Here is a 14,285-nt window from a genome sequence, read left to right as displayed (position 1 = left end):
ATGCAAATAACATTTTCGTATGGCTGGGTGTTGGGTGCAGCCTGATGCCCTGACCCTCTCCCACAGGGAGAGGGGAAGCAGAACACTCTCTCCTTGTGGGAGAGAGTGAGTTGATCATCGGCGGCGGTAGTTTTTCTGCGCCGTATTCACCTTGTAAAGGTAACGGCGGGACTCCGCTGACGGATGACGGGAGGTCAGTGTTGAATATACATCCCCTGGCGCCATGCTGTTGATGATGTTAGCGGCCTGAACTTTGTCGCTGGAGAACACGCGCAGTACGCTGCCTGCCCCACCGTTATAGGCGGTGATGACGGCATAGCGACGTGATGTTGGGTTATCAATACCGCTCAGGTAAACGTTGTTCAGCATGGCCAAATAGGCTGTACCCGTATCGATGTTGCTGGCCGGGTCAAACAGGAAGTTACGGCTTGGCGTTCCTGATTTACCCTGAGCACGGAAAACATCTTTACCGGCGCTGTGCTGGACAACCTGCATCAATCCCAGTGCATCGGAACGGCTGACGGCATACGGGTTGAATGACGATTCAGTCTGCATGATGGCCAGGATCAGAGACTCATCCACACCATATTTACGCGAGGCTTGACGCACCATACCGACGTATTTATGCGCACGTTTGTCGAGGTGGTTTGGCACGAGGTTGATGGTGACGCTGTAGATAATACGCAGACCGTTGCTGCGGCTCTTGAGACGCGTTTGCAGCAGGTAGTCGGCAAATTTGTTGGCGCGGCCTTCCCAGCGGATGGCTTGCCCGGTCTGATCAACAACCTGCCCGTAGAGGAACGGCTCTTTGGATATGGTGATGTCATCAGCATCGGAATAGAGGTCTATAGAACCAGGGTCATCGCCCATCAGCAGGGTTTTCACGATCGCCTGACGTAAACGCGCCGCAGGCTCTGTACCTGCAATCGTCTCAACGGTGATCGTGCCATCATCAAAGTTAATGTGGCTACGTGTCTGGTAGGCATCGGTGTACTTAACGTAGTCCTTAGGTCCGGCAATAAGAACTTCGTTAAATCCCCAAATATTTTCGATGTTATGGGCGAATTGCCCCATCAAAATGTCAAAACCGTTGGTGTCCTTTACCCAGGCTTCGTTATAGCTATCGCCTTTATTTTTAGAGGAACAAGAAACAAGCAACGGCGCAACAAGGGCTAGCGCTAAAAATTTTTTCATCATTCCGGAAGTGCGTGTTGTGTTTATGTAAAAGGGCCGTACGGCCCTTCATTTATTTTGCGGGAGGCGTGTAGCCTTCAATGTGCACATCTTTACCTTCAAACAGGAAATTGACCATCTCCTGCTCCAGCAGTTTGCGATGCTCCGGGTTCATCATGCTGAGTTTTTTCTCGTTAATCAGCATCGTTTGTTTTTTCTGCCACTGTGCCCAGGCTTCTTTGGAGATCTCATTATAGATGCGCTTACCCAGGTCACCCGGATAGAGCTGGAAATCCTGGCCTTCAGCGTCACGCTGCAGGAAGGTGCAAAAAATGGTTCTGGCCATACTCATTCCTCTTTTTCTTACCGATGCTAAACCATTGCACCGGCACGTAATTGCTGTAACAGGCGCTCGACGGGAGCTGCCAGCCCGACAGACGGGGGTTGCGCTAAGTTATACCAGAGAGCCGCGCCTTCATCCATGCAGGAACCCACTGAGGACACGGTAAGCCACATAGGCACAATATCCAGATGGAAATGGCTGAAGGTGTGACGAAACGCCGTGAGCTGGGTCAGAGTATCGACGTTTATCTGTCGCTGCGCCAGCCATGCCCTGAGGTCGTCTTCATTTTCAAACTGTGGGAAACAGTACAATCCTCCCCACAGACCACTGGGGGGGCGCTGGGCGAGAAAGACGTCGTTACCATGCTGCATCAGCAGCATAAAGCCTGTTCGTTCGGGGAGCGTTTGTTTAGGTTTTTTACCCGGATAGTGTGCCCAGGACTGGTTAGCGTAAGCCACACAAAGGTTATTGACCGGGCAGAGTTCGCATTTGGGTTTTGAGCGCGTACAGACCATGGCGCCAAGATCCATCATCGCCTGATTAAAGCGCTCAACGCCTTTGGCTGGGGTCACATCTTCACTGATCTCCCACAGTCTTTTTTCCACCTCTTTTTTACCCGGCCAGCCGCCCACGGCGTAGCAGCGAGCCAGGACGCGCTTGACGTTACCGTCGAGGATCGGGAAATGTTTGCCCAGTGAAAGAGAGAGAATAGCTCCTGCGGTTGAGCGACCAACGCCGGGCAAATCCGCCACCTCGTCGAAGGTTTCGGGGAATTTTCCGTTGTGGCGGGTCACAACTTGCTGTGCGGCTTTGTGAAGATTACGGGCGCGGGCGTAGTAACCCAGGCCGGTCCACAGATGCAGCACTTCATCTAAAGGTGCATGGGCGAGATCGACCACCGTCGGGAAACGTGCCATAAAGCGCTCAAAGTAAGGGATCACCGTAGCGACTTGCGTTTGTTGCAACATCACTTCAGAGAGCCATACTTTATAAGGCGTTTTTTCAATTTGCCAGGGCAGGGTTTTACGCCCGTATTTATCGTACCAGTCCAGCACCTGGGCTGAAAATTGAGTGGCTTGCATGGTCTTTAGATTCGCATTATCAGGGACGCAGATTGCAGCACAGCGCCTTGCGACTGTAAACCGGATCTTTCCCATGCTTGCATAGACGCCTTAACTTTGGATAATGCCCGTTTCCCGAACATTCTCACAAGCAGACAACACTTTTATGAAAAACGACGTCATTTCACCGGAATTTGATGAAAACGGTCGCCCGCTGCGCCGAATTCGCAGCTTTGTCCGTCGTCAGGGCCGCCTGACAAAAGGGCAGCAACACGCGCTGGACAACTACTGGCCGGTGATGGGCGTTGAGTTCAGTGAACAGCCTGTTGATTTTTCCGCGCTGTTTGGCCGCGATGCGCCGATTACGCTGGAGATCGGTTTTGGTATGGGCATGTCGCTGGTGGCTATGGCGAAAGCCCGTCCTGAGCAAAACTTCCTCGGCATTGAAGTGCATTCCCCTGGCGTTGGGGCGTGCCTCGCGACGGCACATGAAGAGGGCGTGGAAAACCTGCGCGTGATGTGTCATGACGCAGTGGAAGTTCTGCACAAAATGATTCCTGACAATTCTTTGAACATGGTTCAGCTCTTTTTCCCTGACCCATGGCACAAAGCACGTCATAATAAACGCCGTATCGTTCAGGCGCCTTTTGCTGAGTTAGTGAAAAGTAAGCTAAAACTGGGCGGTGTCTTCCACATGGCGACCGACTGGGAACCGTATGCGGAACATATGCTGGAAGTGATGTCGTCTCTGGATGGTTATAAAAACCAGTCAGAGAACAACGACTATGTACCGCGCCCGGATTCACGTCCGGTAACGAAATTTGAACAGCGTGGCCATCGTCTTGGTCACGGTGTATGGGACTTAATGTTCGAGAGGGTGAAATAATGGCAAAGAACCGTAGCCGTCGTCTGCGTAAAAAAATGCACATCGAGGAGTTCCAGGAAGTTGGGTTCTCTATTGCATGGCGTTTCCCGGAAGGGACAAGCGTAGAGCAAATCGATCAGGATGTTGATGCCTTTATCGATGAAGTGATTGAGCCGAACAAACTGGCGTTTGACGGCAGTGGCTACCTGGCATGGGAAGGTCTGATTTGCCTGCAGGAAATCGGTAAATGCACTGAAGAACATCAGGCAACCGTGCGCAAGTGGCTTGAAAACCGCAAAGTCGAAGATGTTCGTGTCAGCGAACTTTTCGATATTTGGTGGGACTAAGTAAGCAATACCGGGCCAGCATTAGCTGGCCCATTTTGTCTGAGGGAGTTTTTATGATGCGCAAAACGTTGCTGGCTGCCGGGTTGATGGCAACCGTGTTCACCGCCCATGCGGAGTACAAATGTAGCGTCACGCCACGCGATGACGTGATGTTGAATCCGCAGCACGTACAGGTTAAAGGCGAAAACGGGGATCTGGTGATTACGCCAGATGGCAACGTCACGTTTAACGGCAAGGTGTACAACCTGAGTGCTGCACAGCGTGAGCAGGCAAAAGATTATCAGGCTGACTTGCGCTCCGCACTGCCGTGGATTGATCAAGGCGCATTGACCCGGGTTGAAAAAAGCCGTGTTGCGCTGGATAAAATCATCACCAAAGAGGTGGGAGAGAGCAGCAATATGCGCACTCGCCTGACCAAGCTGGACAAACAGCTGAAAGAACAGATGAACCGGATTATTGAGCATCGCAGCGATGGCCTGACGTTCCACTACAAAGCGATTGATCAGGTTCGTGCCGATGGGCAAACCCTGGTGAATCAGGCTATGGGCGGTATCTTGCAGGACAGCATCAACGAAATGGGTGCAAAAGCGGTGCTGAAAGGTGGTGGTAACCCGCTACAGGGCGTATTAGGCAGCCTGGGTGGATTACAGACCTCTATCCAGAATGAATGGAAGAATCAGGAAGATGATTTCCAGCAGTTTGGCAAAGACGTGTGCAAACGCGTGGTATCGCTGGAAGACAGCCGTAAGGCGCTGGTGGGGACGCTTAAGTAAGATCTCTGCGCGCAGGCCCCCTGACCCTCTCTCATGGGGAGAGGGGCAGGGCATCAGGCTCTGCAATTTTTGCAAAATAACCAGCAAGACTTCTTCTTCGTTCGCCCTGAACTCGTTATTCCAGAACCGCATCACATCCCAGCCGTTTGCCTTTAAAAATGCAGTTCTTCGCAAATCATAATCTTCTTCATCCTGATGTTGTCCTCCATCCCGCTCAATAATCAGCTTCGCCTTAAAACAGGAAAATCCACGATGTAGGCGCCAACCGGCATCTGGCGGCGAAACTTGTACCCATAGAAGCGACGGCCTCAGAGTAAATACCAGAGGCGTAATTCTTCGGGCGTCATTTGTTTTCGGCGTTGTTTTGATATGTCCATTCCAACACTCTGCCAGCCTTTCCCTCAGCCAGCAGAACGGGATGCAAAATCCTGAATCAGCTTTCAGGATCTTCGGCGAGGAACAGCTCAAGAAGGGCGTTTAAGAACAGTTTTCCGTGCTCGGTGATCTGCCAGTATTCATTGCTTTCCGTGAGATACCCTTTTGCCAGCGCTTCGTCAATCTGTGGGCGAATCACTGACTCCGGCAAGCCGGTATAGCGTGTAAATTCTGCACGTGGCGCAGCTTCCAGTAGGCGGAAACGGTTCATAAAGAACTCAAAAGGTTTATCTTCCACTTCGACATCGTGACTGCGTTCCAGATAACGCCCTTCCATATATCCGCGTGGATGACGCGTCTTAGCGGTACGCAGAATGCGCCCATCCGGGAACGTCACTTTTCCGTGTGCGCCACAGCCAATTCCTAAATAATCGCCAAAGCGCCAGTAGTTCAGATTGTGCTGACACTGGTAGCCCGGTTTTGCATAGGCAGAGGTTTCGTACTGTTGATATCCGGCTTCCGTCAGCAACTGGTGACCTTGCTCGAAAATATCCCACAGGGCATCGTCATCAGGCAGGACGGGGGGGCGCGAACCAAACAGCGTGTTTGGCTCAATAGTTAGCTGATACCAGGAGAGATGCGGCGGGTTGAGCGCAATTGCCTGTCGCAGGTCGTCAAGGGCCTCATCCAGTGACTGGTCCGGCAGGCCGTGCATCAAATCAAGGTTAAAGCTGCGCAGGCCAAGTCCGGTTGCCAGATGAGCCGCGCGCTTAGCCTCTTCCGTGCCGTGAATACGACCCAGGCGTTTTAACTTCGGTTCACTAAAACTCTGCACGCCGATGGAAATGCGGTTCACCCCTGCGCGCTGGTAATCCACGAAACGCTCAGCTTCAACGGTTCCCGGATTCGCCTCCATCGTGATTTCTGCATCGTCTGCCAGGTTCAGGCGCGCACGCACGCCATCCAGCAGCGTTTGCATTGCCGGGCCTGAAAGCAGGCTCGGCGTACCACCACCAATAAAAATGGTCTTAACTTCGCGTCCCTGCGCGTAGGGCACGTCAGTGTCCAGATCGGTTAACAGATGCTGAACATAGTCATCGTGCGGTACTTCGCCTTTCAGCGCATGCGAGTTGAAATCGCAGTACGGGCATTTCTGCACGCACCAGGGAATGTGAATGTAAAGACTTAAAGGTGGCAAATTAGCCATTACGTAATGTTTCCAGTAACAGTTTTAAGGCGCGCCCACGGTGGGAGATGGCGCTTTTTTCTTCGCGGGTCAGTTCCGCAGCGGTTTTGCCCTCAGATGGGACAAAGAAAATAGGATCGTAACCAAAGCCGCCATTGCCTGCTGATTCGCGGGCAATCACGCCCGGCCAACTGCCGTGGCAGACGATGGGCGTGGGATCTTCAGCGTGACGCAGATAGACCAGTACGCAATGGAATTGCGCCTGACGCTTTTCGTCAGGTACGTCTTTCAGTGCAACAAGCAGTTTTTCCAGATTCTGCTGGTCCGTGGCATCCACGCCGGAATAACGCGCGGAGTAGATCCCCGGCGCACCGCCAAGAACGTCGACGGCCAGACCTGAGTCGTCGGCGATTGCGGGCAGGCCGGTCACTTGTGCGGCATGACGCGCTTTCAGGATGGCGTTTTCAATAAACGTCAGTCCGGTTTCTTCGGCGGAATCCACGCCTAATTCAGTCTGCGCAACCACATCCAGACCAAAATCATTTAACAGCGAGGCCAGCTCGCGCACTTTACCGGCATTACCGGTAGCGAGAACAACTTTCTGCATTGTTTATTCCTGTTCTTTCAGAGCCGCGACTTCTGTCGGGATGGATTGCGGGTTAAGGATTTTTACCTGTTTATGTCGCCCTAGTTCACCCTTTTCAATGATGACCTGACTTTTGGCAACACGAAACTGTTTGGCGAGGTATTTGGTCAGATGCGCATTCGCCTGGCCGTCAACCGGTGGCGCGGTGATGGCGACTTTTAACTCGTCGCCATGCAGTCCAACAATGCTATCACGGCTGGCTTTAGGCTGAATATACAGCCGTAAAACCAGCCCGTCAGCGCAGGAGCTTACTGCACTCATAATGCCATCCACAGCCCCGGCAACAGCATGTCACCCGTAGACTGTAACAGCTCGGCGATCCCCATGTTGATGACATACAGCAACAGCACCAGGATCATCGGTGAGAAGTCGATTCCGCCCATAGAAGGCAGCAAGTTGCGAATTGGGCGCAGCAACGGCTCGGCGAGTTGCATCAGCGCATATTCAACCGGGCTTCGTCCCTGGCTGACCCAGCTCATAATGGCCATTACCAGCAGTACCCAGAAAATCAGCAAGCCGACCGTTTTGACTAAAATCAGTACGGCGGCGATCCAGATAATCGGCTGGAAGGTGATGACCATAAACAGGGTAATGGCTTTGATCACGCTAAGAATGAACGCGACCAGTAATGAGGAACTATCAATCGGGCCCATTGCAGGAATAATGCGACGCAGCGGCCCCACAACAGGTTGCGTGATCTTCACGACAAACTGCGAGAAGGGATTATAAAAATCACAACGAGCCCACTGCATCCAGACGCGCAGCAAAAGTGCCATCGTATACAGTTCAATGACCGTTGAAAGCAGGAAAGTCAACGTCTTCATGGCGTTCCTCAGTTTTCCTTATTTTGGGGAGTAATCGCGCGCACCGAAAATCGCAGTGCCAATGCGCACCATAGTGCTGCCTGCCGCAATAGCGGCTTCCATATCATCCGACATGCCCAGTGAAAGCGTGTCTACCGTTGCATAGCGCGCTTTAAGCGCTTCAAATGCTACAGCCATTTGCTGTGCGACGGCAAACTGCCTGTCGTAATTCGGTTCTGGTGCAGGGATAGCCATTAACCCGCGCAGGGTAAGTCCTGGCAGTTTAGCGACCTCTTCCGCCAGGGCATTCAGCTCAGTGAGCGCAATACCGGACTTACTGTTTTCATCACTAATGTTAATTTGAATCAGAACGTTAAGTGGTTTTTTGTCCATCGGGCGTTGCTCGCTAAGACGCGTGGCAATACGCAGACGGTCGATGGTATGACACCAGTCGAAATGCTCAGCCACCAGACGACTTTTGTTCGACTGCAACGGGCCAATAAAGTGCCATTGCAGTTCCGCATTCCCCAATTCCTGGAAATAGCGAATCTTGTCCACACCTTCCTGCACGTAGTTTTCACCAAATGCGCGATGACCTGCATCGATCGCTTCTGCGATGGCGCTCGCAGGCTTGGTTTTACTGACTGCAAGCAACGTAACTTCTTCTGAAGCACGACCGCAACGTGTTGCAGCGGCTGAGATTTTGTCCCGGACCTGTGCCAGGTTATGCGCAATGTCGTTCATTATTCCGAGGAGTCATGTATGGATATGGAAGAAATTGTGGCGCTTAGTGTAAAGCATAACGTGTCGGATCTACACCTGTGCAGTGATTCCCCTCCGCGATGGAGGCGATTGGGCAAGCTGGAGCCTGCGCCATTCCCATCACCGAACGTTGACGCGCTATTGAAAACCTGGTTAACCGACGAGCAGCAGGGCATCTGGTGGGCGAATGGTCAGGTTGATTTTGCGGTTACGCTCGCCAGTCAACAGCGTTTGCGTGGCAGTGCTTTTGTGCATATTAACGGTGTCTCAATGACTTTGCGGCTCTTGCCTCTTGCCTGCCCGGTATTGTCAGCGCTTGGCGTACCACGTGCACTGCCCGAACTGTTATCCAGTGACAATGGCCTGATTCTGGTCACGGGGGCAACGGGGAGTGGTAAATCCACAACACTTGCCGCGATGGTGGACTACCTCAATAAACATGCCGATGGGCATATTCTGACACTGGAAGATCCCGTTGAGTTTATTTATCAGAGTGAGCGTTGCCTGATTCAGCAGCGGGAGATCGGCCAGCACAGCACATCGTTTGCAGAGGCGTTGCGCAGTGCGTTGCGAGAGGACCCGGATGTGATCTTACTCGGGGAACTGCGCGACAGCGAAACTATCCGTTTGGCACTCACGGCGGCGGAGACAGGGCATCTGGTGTTGGCAACGCTGCATACGCGTGGGGCGTCTCAGGCCATTGAGCGTCTGGTCGATACCTTCCCGGCGCAGGAAAAAGATCCAGTGCGCAGTCAGTTGGCGGGAAGTTTACGTGCGGTATTGGCGCAGAAGCTGGTTCGCGATGTTCAGGGAGGGCGTGTTGCGCTGTACGAATTGTTAGTGAACACCTCAGCGGCAGCAAACCTGATTCGTGAGGGTAAAACCTGGCAACTTCCCGGTGTTATTCAGATGGGGCAACAGGCGGGAATGCAAAATTTTGACCAAAGCCAGGCAGAACGCCGGGCGCAGGGACGCCTTCAGTAAAGGTAAGGTATCTCGCTGAGATGCCTTGTATCCTTTTTCTCCGGCGTTAGAATTGGCTTTCATTCTTCCAGGTAAACGAAACCCGCTATGTCATCACAACCGAATCAAAGCCTGATAGACGGTATTCGCTGCTTGCAGTATCTGGTGTCCAGTGGCCGTGCTATTGGCTGTCGTGAGCTGGCCCGCCTGATGGGAATAAATACCACCCGCGCGAATCGTTTGTTGATGACCATGGCGTCGATTGGTCTGACGATGCAGGATGAACAACGTCGCTATCTGCCTGGACCGGGTATTCACGCCCTCGCTGCGCAGGCTATTCGCGGATCTGAACTCTTTTCTCACGCCCTGCCGATGCTTGAGCGTCATGCTCCGCGCGATATCGTCGTCGCACTGGGCGTGCTGTGGGAAGATCAGATTATCTACATCTGGCACTCAGTGCCTGGCAGTCAAACGACGCAGGCGCTGGCTGGCTACCGAATGTTACCGGCCTGGCAGTCAGTCATTGGTATGTCGTTATTGGCAGCTGAAAGCGATGAACAATTGAAGCCTCGCTTTACGAGCGAACAATGGCTGAACCTTGCGCCCCATATCGAGCAACAACGTAAAACAGGCCACGTTATCTGGCATCATGATGATGGCGAAGTCTCAATGGCGCAGCCCGTCGGCGCACATCATGCCGCGCTCGCCTTTGCCGGAATGTGGGAGGTTGATGACGCGATCGTAAAGGATCGCCTTCAGGAATTGATGACGCTTAACGGTAAACTGCTGGAAATGCCCGAACTCGCGGGCAAATCAGTAGAGGCTAGTAACCCTGATCGAAGTAGCTTTCAAGAATAATCACCGCTGAGGCGGAGTCGATGCTGCCTTTGTTAAGCGCTCTGAAACCACCATGCTCAAACAGGCCAGCACGCGCTTCAACGGTACTCAGTCGTTCATCGTGCAGTTTCACCGAAACACCAAAACGGCCATGGATTTTATTGGCGAATTTTCGCGCGCGGGCGGTAAGCGGTTGCTCAGTGCCATCCATATTAAGCGGGAGTCCGACAATCACGTCATCCGGTTGCCATTCCTTGAGCAGACGCTCGATCAACGTCCAGTCTGGCGTGCCATCGTTCGCTTTCAAGGCTGTAAGTGGACGTGCCGTTCCGGTGATGCGCTGACCGATCGCCACGCCAATACTTTTCGTTCCAAAATCAAAGGCGAGAAGTGTTCCGCTCATTATGCATGTCCCGCAACGCCAGGCATTGTCTGGATATCAATGCCAATGAGTTTTGCTGCATCCCGCCAGCGATCGGCGATCGGCGTTTTAAACAGAATATTCAGGTCAGCAGGTGCGGTAAGCCAGGCGTTGTCGAGGATCTCTTGTTCCAACTGGCCTTTTTCCCAGGAGGAGTAACCCAGGGCAACCAACACTTCAGAAGGCTGCTTCGCAGTACCCAGCGTTTCGAGCACATCGCGAGATGTGGTGATCACCGTGTTATCTGAAATTCGAATACTGGAAGAAAATCCTGGCGGCGTATGCAGTATAAAACCGCGATCTTCTGCAAGAGGCCCACCTAACATCACCGGCTTATCAAGACGGACTTCCGGGATACGTTCTTCCGTAGTGATTTTGAGTTTGTCCAGAATTCCATCAATCTGCAGGTTTTCCAGCGGCTTATTAATGATAATCCCCATAGCACCGTCTTCACTGTATTCGCAAATATAGACAACGGAGCGGCGGAAAATGGGATCCTGGAGAGCAGGCATGGCAATAAGAAAGTGATGCTGTAAATTCATTGTCAGAGGTTCTGTTTCCTGGTTTAAAAAGCGACAGCGTCCAGTATGCGTACAAACTCTGACGCTGTCACTAATAGTATTGGTAGGTTATTTCTGTAAACGTTTTTCGATGGCGTCCATCAGCATACCGGTGATCGAGATCGGGAATTCGGCTTCGATTTCGCGAATACAGGTTGGGCTGGTGACGTTCACTTCGGTCAGACGATCACCAATAATGTCCAGTCCGACAAAGATCAGACCTTTGGCTTTGAGCGTTGGTCCGACGCGGCGGGCGATCTCCCAGTCGCTTTCGGTCAACGGACGGGGTTCGCCACGGCCACCGGCTGCCAGGTTACCACGGGTTTCACCACCCTGAGGAATACGTGCCAGGCAATAAGGGACTGGCTCACCATCCACCACCAGAACACGTTTATCACCCTCTACGATGGCCGGCAGATAGTTCTGCGCCATACAGTAACGGGTTCCCAACTCGGTCAGCGTTTCGGCGATCACGCCGATGTTTGGGTCGCTCTCTTTCACGCGGAAAATAGACGCGCCACCCATGCCGTCCAGCGGTTTCATGATGATATCGCCGTGCTTCTGCCAGAATTCTTTCAACTGTGCTTTGCTGCGGGTCACTAGCGTTTCTGGCGTCAGGTCGGAGAACCAGGCGGTGTAGAGTTTCTCGTTACAATCGCGCAGGCTCTGCGGCTTGTTGACAATAAGTGTGCCTTTTTCTTCTGCACGCTCAAGAATATAGGTGCAGTAGATAAATTCGGTATCGAACGGCGGATCTTTACGCATCAGGATCACATCGAGATCGGCCAGTTGGATATCTTGCTCTGTGCCGAATTCGTACCATTTGTCGTAGTTTTGCTCGACGTTAACGATGCGGGTGCGTGCCCGGGCTTCACCGTTGATCAGATAAAGATCGTTCATCTCCATATAGTGGAGTTCATAACCACGACGCTGCGCTTCCAGCAGCATAGCGAAGCTGGAATCTTTCTTGATGTTAATGTTTGCGATGGGGTCCATCACGATGCCGAGCTTGATCATGTTCTTCTCCGTTAATGGGTCAGGCTTTGCTTCAACCCAGATCGCCAAACCGTACCTGTAGCGCGGTTATGGCCGTGAGTGCCGTGGTCTCAGTGCGCAGAACGCGAGGTCCCAACAGAATATCAGTAAACGCATAACGTGCCGTCATGGCAATTTCGTCAGCTGACAGGCCGCCTTCCGGGCCAATAAGCAAACGCACGCGCTCTACGGGCAGCGGCAGCGTATTGATGCTGGCGCTGGCGCGCGGGTGAAGATTGAGCTTAAGCCCACTCTCCTCTTCAGCGCACCAGTCTTCCAGAGCCATTGCCGGACGGATCTCTGGAATACGGTTACGGCCACTCTGTTCACAAGCGGCAATGGCGATTTTTTGCCACTGCTGGATCTTTTTATTCAGACGTTCAGCATCCAGTTTAACCCCACAACGCTCAGAAAAAAGTGGCGTAATGAGGCTTACACCGAGCTCAATGGATTTCTGAATGGTGAATTCCATCTTTTCGCCGCGCGACATCACCTGGCCCAAATGAATGTGCAGGGGGGATTCACGATCGTCCACTTCGCCATGCAGCACCTTAACGTGCACGCTTTTTTTATCGGCCCGCGTAATTTCAGCGTTGAAAACCTGATTAGAGCCGTCAAACAGCTGAATCGCCTGGCCTGCGCCCATACGCAGAACGCGGCCAACGTGGTTAGCCGCTTCGTCAGACAGGGCGATTTCGCGGCCGACATTAATCAGTTCAGGGTGGTAGATGCGAGGAGTGCGCATAGTCAGAAATTCCATGTGTCATGCGGTGTATGCCAATTGCCGCTAGTGTAGGTTAGCTCTTTTGTGCCTGGCAAGCCCGCTGGACGTAAGGGTTATGATTTCCCTGTACTTTGGCGATGCGATCGTCGCGCTGACATTCCCATTCCGTCACCGGGTATTGTTTGTCCCAGGCGTTAAAGAGCTGTGTCTGCTGGCGAGAGAGGGTAAGGTTGTAACGGTCGCGCATGTAGAAGTAAGTGCGGGCAATACTGCCACGTGCGCGAGCAGGTGGTTCGGCGACTTTCTCTTTAAAGTCGATCTTCATGGCACACTGTCCGTACTGGCCTTCGCCACCGTTCCACTGGCTGTACATGAAGTTGCCGCGATCACCATTAACCTCGCCCACGGCGGGTTGCAGATTGTGCATGTCGCTTTCTATCTGACGATAAACGGGATCTTTGGCGCAGTTTTTACGTCCGCCATCCTGCCAGCACTGGCGCTGGTGGCCGAACTGCCATGCCGGAACCACATGTTCCCACTCAATACGGCTGGCGCGGTTCTCGTTTTTACGCACTTTATAGCCGCAGGACGTGAGGTCTACGACCCCTTTTTTACCTTGCCAGTTGATCTTGCAACCACAATAGAAATCGCCCGGTACGTCGGCATTGACCTTAACGCCCGCAGTTTTGGCCTGAGAGAAACTGTTGATACCATCAGCCAGAGCATGGCCTGAGAGCGCCGTCGTCAGAAAGGCGACCGCGAGAGAGAAATTACGGGACATCTTAAACTCCGTGTCAAAACGAGCCCGCAACGTAACGAATGTTGTTCTTGTATGCAATCAGTCAGATCAGGAAAGTTCCTGATTGTTCTTATAATTATTCTGCGACCAGTGGTTCACCGCATTTTACACAACGGTAAGTGGCTTCGCCGCGTACCACGCGGTTATGACGGCGAACGGTCAACTGATGTTGCTGACACTGGCAGCGGTAGGGAAAGGTATTAGCGCGCACAGATTCCAGTTCGAACTGGTGCGTGCGGCGTGCCGGAACGCCAAGCACGGCTTCCATCATCCACTTCCACTCTTTTCCGTGTGGTGCGACACGACCAAAATGTTTCCACACCAGTAGATGCGCCAGTTCATGTGGAACAACTTCATCAATGAACGCCTGCTGGTTTTCCAGCATCAGAACAGGGTTAAGGCGGATTTCGTACGATTCCAGCCAGGCGGTTCCTGCTGACGTTCCACGCTGTGACCATGCAAGTTTAGGTTCAGGGTAGTTTCTCCCGAGCTTTAGGTTGGCCTGGGCGAGTTTCTCTCGCAGGCTGCGCATAACGGCTTGCTGGATGGCGATGGGAAGGCGGGGTGTTTTCATAGAGGCAGAGGATAAAACGCGAAGCGGAGAGGTGCAAG

19 protein-coding genes and 1 pseudogene are annotated in these 14,285 nt (G+C 52.8%); 5 read left to right on the top strand and 15 right to left on the bottom strand.

What is annotated here, in order from left to right:
- Positions 1-114: 114 nt before the first annotated feature.
- Genes mltC through mutY form a run of 3 tightly spaced genes read right to left on the bottom strand, consistent with a single transcriptional unit; the run spans position 115 to position 2,598 of the window.
- Entirely contained in the window at positions 115-1,194 is a 1,080-nt protein-coding gene (mltC, locus tag HV346_RS18615; protein ID WP_181623829.1) for a membrane-bound lytic murein transglycosylase MltC, read from the bottom strand.
- A gap of 52 nt (positions 1,195-1,246) precedes the next feature.
- Positions 1,247-1,519: an oxidative damage protection protein gene (locus HV346_RS18610; RefSeq protein WP_181620720.1), complete on the bottom strand. Its 273-nt coding sequence runs from the start codon at positions 1,517-1,519 to the stop codon at positions 1,247-1,249.
- 26 nt (positions 1,520-1,545) lie between these two features.
- Positions 1,546-2,598 carry an A/G-specific adenine glycosylase gene (gene mutY / locus HV346_RS18605; protein ID WP_181620719.1) on the bottom strand — a complete coding sequence of 351 codons (1,053 nt, stop codon included), beginning with the start codon at positions 2,596-2,598 and terminating at the stop codon, positions 1,546-1,548.
- 145 nt (positions 2,599-2,743) lie between these two features.
- Here mutY and trmB point away from each other — a divergent pair, with 145 nt between their 5' ends.
- The 3 genes from trmB to HV346_RS18590 are packed head-to-tail and all read left to right on the top strand — an operon-like array spanning position 2,744 to position 4,562.
- Complete coding sequence (gene trmB / locus HV346_RS18600) at positions 2,744-3,463, top strand: tRNA (guanosine(46)-N7)-methyltransferase TrmB (RefSeq protein WP_181620718.1); 720 nt, start codon at positions 2,744-2,746, stop codon at positions 3,461-3,463.
- Positions 3,463-3,789, top strand: a complete 327-nt coding sequence (locus tag HV346_RS18595) for a YggL family protein (RefSeq protein WP_181620717.1) — start codon at positions 3,463-3,465, stop codon at positions 3,787-3,789. The genes trmB and HV346_RS18595 overlap by 1 nt, the downstream gene beginning before the upstream one ends.
- Before the next feature lie 53 nt (positions 3,790-3,842).
- Entirely contained in the window at positions 3,843-4,562 is a 720-nt protein-coding gene (locus HV346_RS18590) for a DUF2884 domain-containing protein (RefSeq protein ID WP_181620716.1), read from the top strand.
- 63 nt (positions 4,563-4,625) lie between these two features.
- On the opposite strand, the pseudogene HV346_RS18585 reads toward HV346_RS18590, so the two are convergent.
- The 6 genes and pseudogenes from HV346_RS18585 to HV346_RS18560 form a co-directional block, all read right to left on the bottom strand.
- Positions 4,626-4,939: pseudogene (locus HV346_RS18585) on the bottom strand (DUF559 domain-containing protein); the annotation flags it as partial.
- A gap of 56 nt (positions 4,940-4,995) precedes the next feature.
- Positions 4,996-6,144, bottom strand: coding sequence for a radical SAM family heme chaperone HemW (gene hemW, locus HV346_RS18580; RefSeq protein ID WP_181620715.1), 1,149 nt, complete (start codon positions 6,142-6,144; stop codon positions 4,996-4,998).
- The gene (locus HV346_RS18575) at positions 6,137-6,730 is read right to left on the bottom strand and encodes an XTP/dITP diphosphatase (RefSeq protein WP_181620714.1); all 594 of its coding nucleotides are present in this window, start codon (positions 6,728-6,730) and stop codon (positions 6,137-6,139) included. The genes hemW and HV346_RS18575 overlap by 8 nt, the downstream gene beginning before the upstream one ends.
- Before the next feature lie 3 nt (positions 6,731-6,733).
- Positions 6,734-7,030: a DUF167 family protein YggU gene (gene yggU, locus HV346_RS18570; protein ID WP_181620713.1), complete on the bottom strand. Its 297-nt coding sequence runs from the start codon at positions 7,028-7,030 to the stop codon at positions 6,734-6,736.
- Positions 7,027-7,593, bottom strand: a complete 567-nt coding sequence (locus HV346_RS18565) for a YggT family protein (protein ID WP_181620712.1) — start codon at positions 7,591-7,593, stop codon at positions 7,027-7,029. The genes yggU and HV346_RS18565 overlap by 4 nt, the downstream gene beginning before the upstream one ends.
- Positions 7,594-7,611: 18 nt before the next feature.
- Complete coding sequence (locus HV346_RS18560; protein WP_181620711.1) at positions 7,612-8,316, bottom strand: YggS family pyridoxal phosphate-dependent enzyme; 705 nt, start codon at positions 8,314-8,316, stop codon at positions 7,612-7,614.
- 18 nt (positions 8,317-8,334) lie between these two features.
- On the opposite strand from HV346_RS18560, the gene HV346_RS18555 reads away from it, so the two are divergent.
- Both HV346_RS18555 and HV346_RS18550 read left to right on the top strand, forming a co-directional pair.
- The gene (locus HV346_RS18555) at positions 8,335-9,318 is read left to right on the top strand and encodes a type IV pilus twitching motility protein PilT (RefSeq protein ID WP_181620710.1); all 984 of its coding nucleotides are present in this window, start codon (positions 8,335-8,337) and stop codon (positions 9,316-9,318) included.
- An 87-nt stretch (positions 9,319-9,405) separates the two neighbouring features.
- Positions 9,406-10,155, top strand: a complete 750-nt coding sequence (locus HV346_RS18550; protein WP_181620709.1) for an IclR family transcriptional regulator — start codon at positions 9,406-9,408, stop codon at positions 10,153-10,155.
- On the opposite strand, the gene ruvX is transcribed toward HV346_RS18550, so the two are convergent.
- The 6 genes from ruvX to HV346_RS18520 form a co-directional block, all read right to left on the bottom strand.
- Positions 10,121-10,537, bottom strand: coding sequence for a Holliday junction resolvase RuvX (gene ruvX, locus HV346_RS18545; protein WP_181620708.1), 417 nt, complete (start codon positions 10,535-10,537; stop codon positions 10,121-10,123). The genes HV346_RS18550 and ruvX overlap by 35 nt on opposite strands.
- On the bottom strand, positions 10,537-11,097 hold the full coding sequence (locus tag HV346_RS18540; RefSeq protein WP_181620707.1) for a YqgE/AlgH family protein: 561 nt from the start codon (positions 11,095-11,097) through the stop codon (positions 10,537-10,539). The genes ruvX and HV346_RS18540 overlap by 1 nt, the downstream gene beginning before the upstream one ends.
- Before the next feature lie 87 nt (positions 11,098-11,184).
- Positions 11,185-12,132 (bottom strand): glutathione synthase, encoded by a 948-nt coding sequence (gshB, locus tag HV346_RS18535; RefSeq protein ID WP_181620706.1) that lies wholly within the window; start codon positions 12,130-12,132, stop codon positions 11,185-11,187.
- Between the two features lie 31 nt (positions 12,133-12,163).
- Positions 12,164-12,895 carry a 16S rRNA (uracil(1498)-N(3))-methyltransferase gene (rsmE, locus tag HV346_RS18530; protein ID WP_181620705.1) on the bottom strand — a complete coding sequence of 244 codons (732 nt, stop codon included), beginning with the start codon at positions 12,893-12,895 and terminating at the stop codon, positions 12,164-12,166.
- A 52-nt stretch (positions 12,896-12,947) separates the two neighbouring features.
- The gene (endA, locus tag HV346_RS18525) at positions 12,948-13,655 is read right to left on the bottom strand and encodes a deoxyribonuclease I (protein ID WP_181620704.1); all 708 of its coding nucleotides are present in this window, start codon (positions 13,653-13,655) and stop codon (positions 12,948-12,950) included.
- A gap of 94 nt (positions 13,656-13,749) precedes the next feature.
- Positions 13,750-14,247 (bottom strand): SprT family zinc-dependent metalloprotease, encoded by a 498-nt coding sequence (locus HV346_RS18520; protein ID WP_181620703.1) that lies wholly within the window; start codon positions 14,245-14,247, stop codon positions 13,750-13,752.
- Between the last annotated feature and the right edge of the window lie 38 nt (positions 14,248-14,285).

Origin of the sequence: Enterobacter sp. RHBSTW-00994, from assembly GCF_013782625.1 — a bacterium.
Taxonomy (GTDB): Bacteria; Pseudomonadota; Gammaproteobacteria; order Enterobacterales; family Enterobacteriaceae; genus Enterobacter.
Note: the sequence above shows the minus strand (reverse complement) of the source record. Positions and strands in the feature narration are given on the sequence as shown.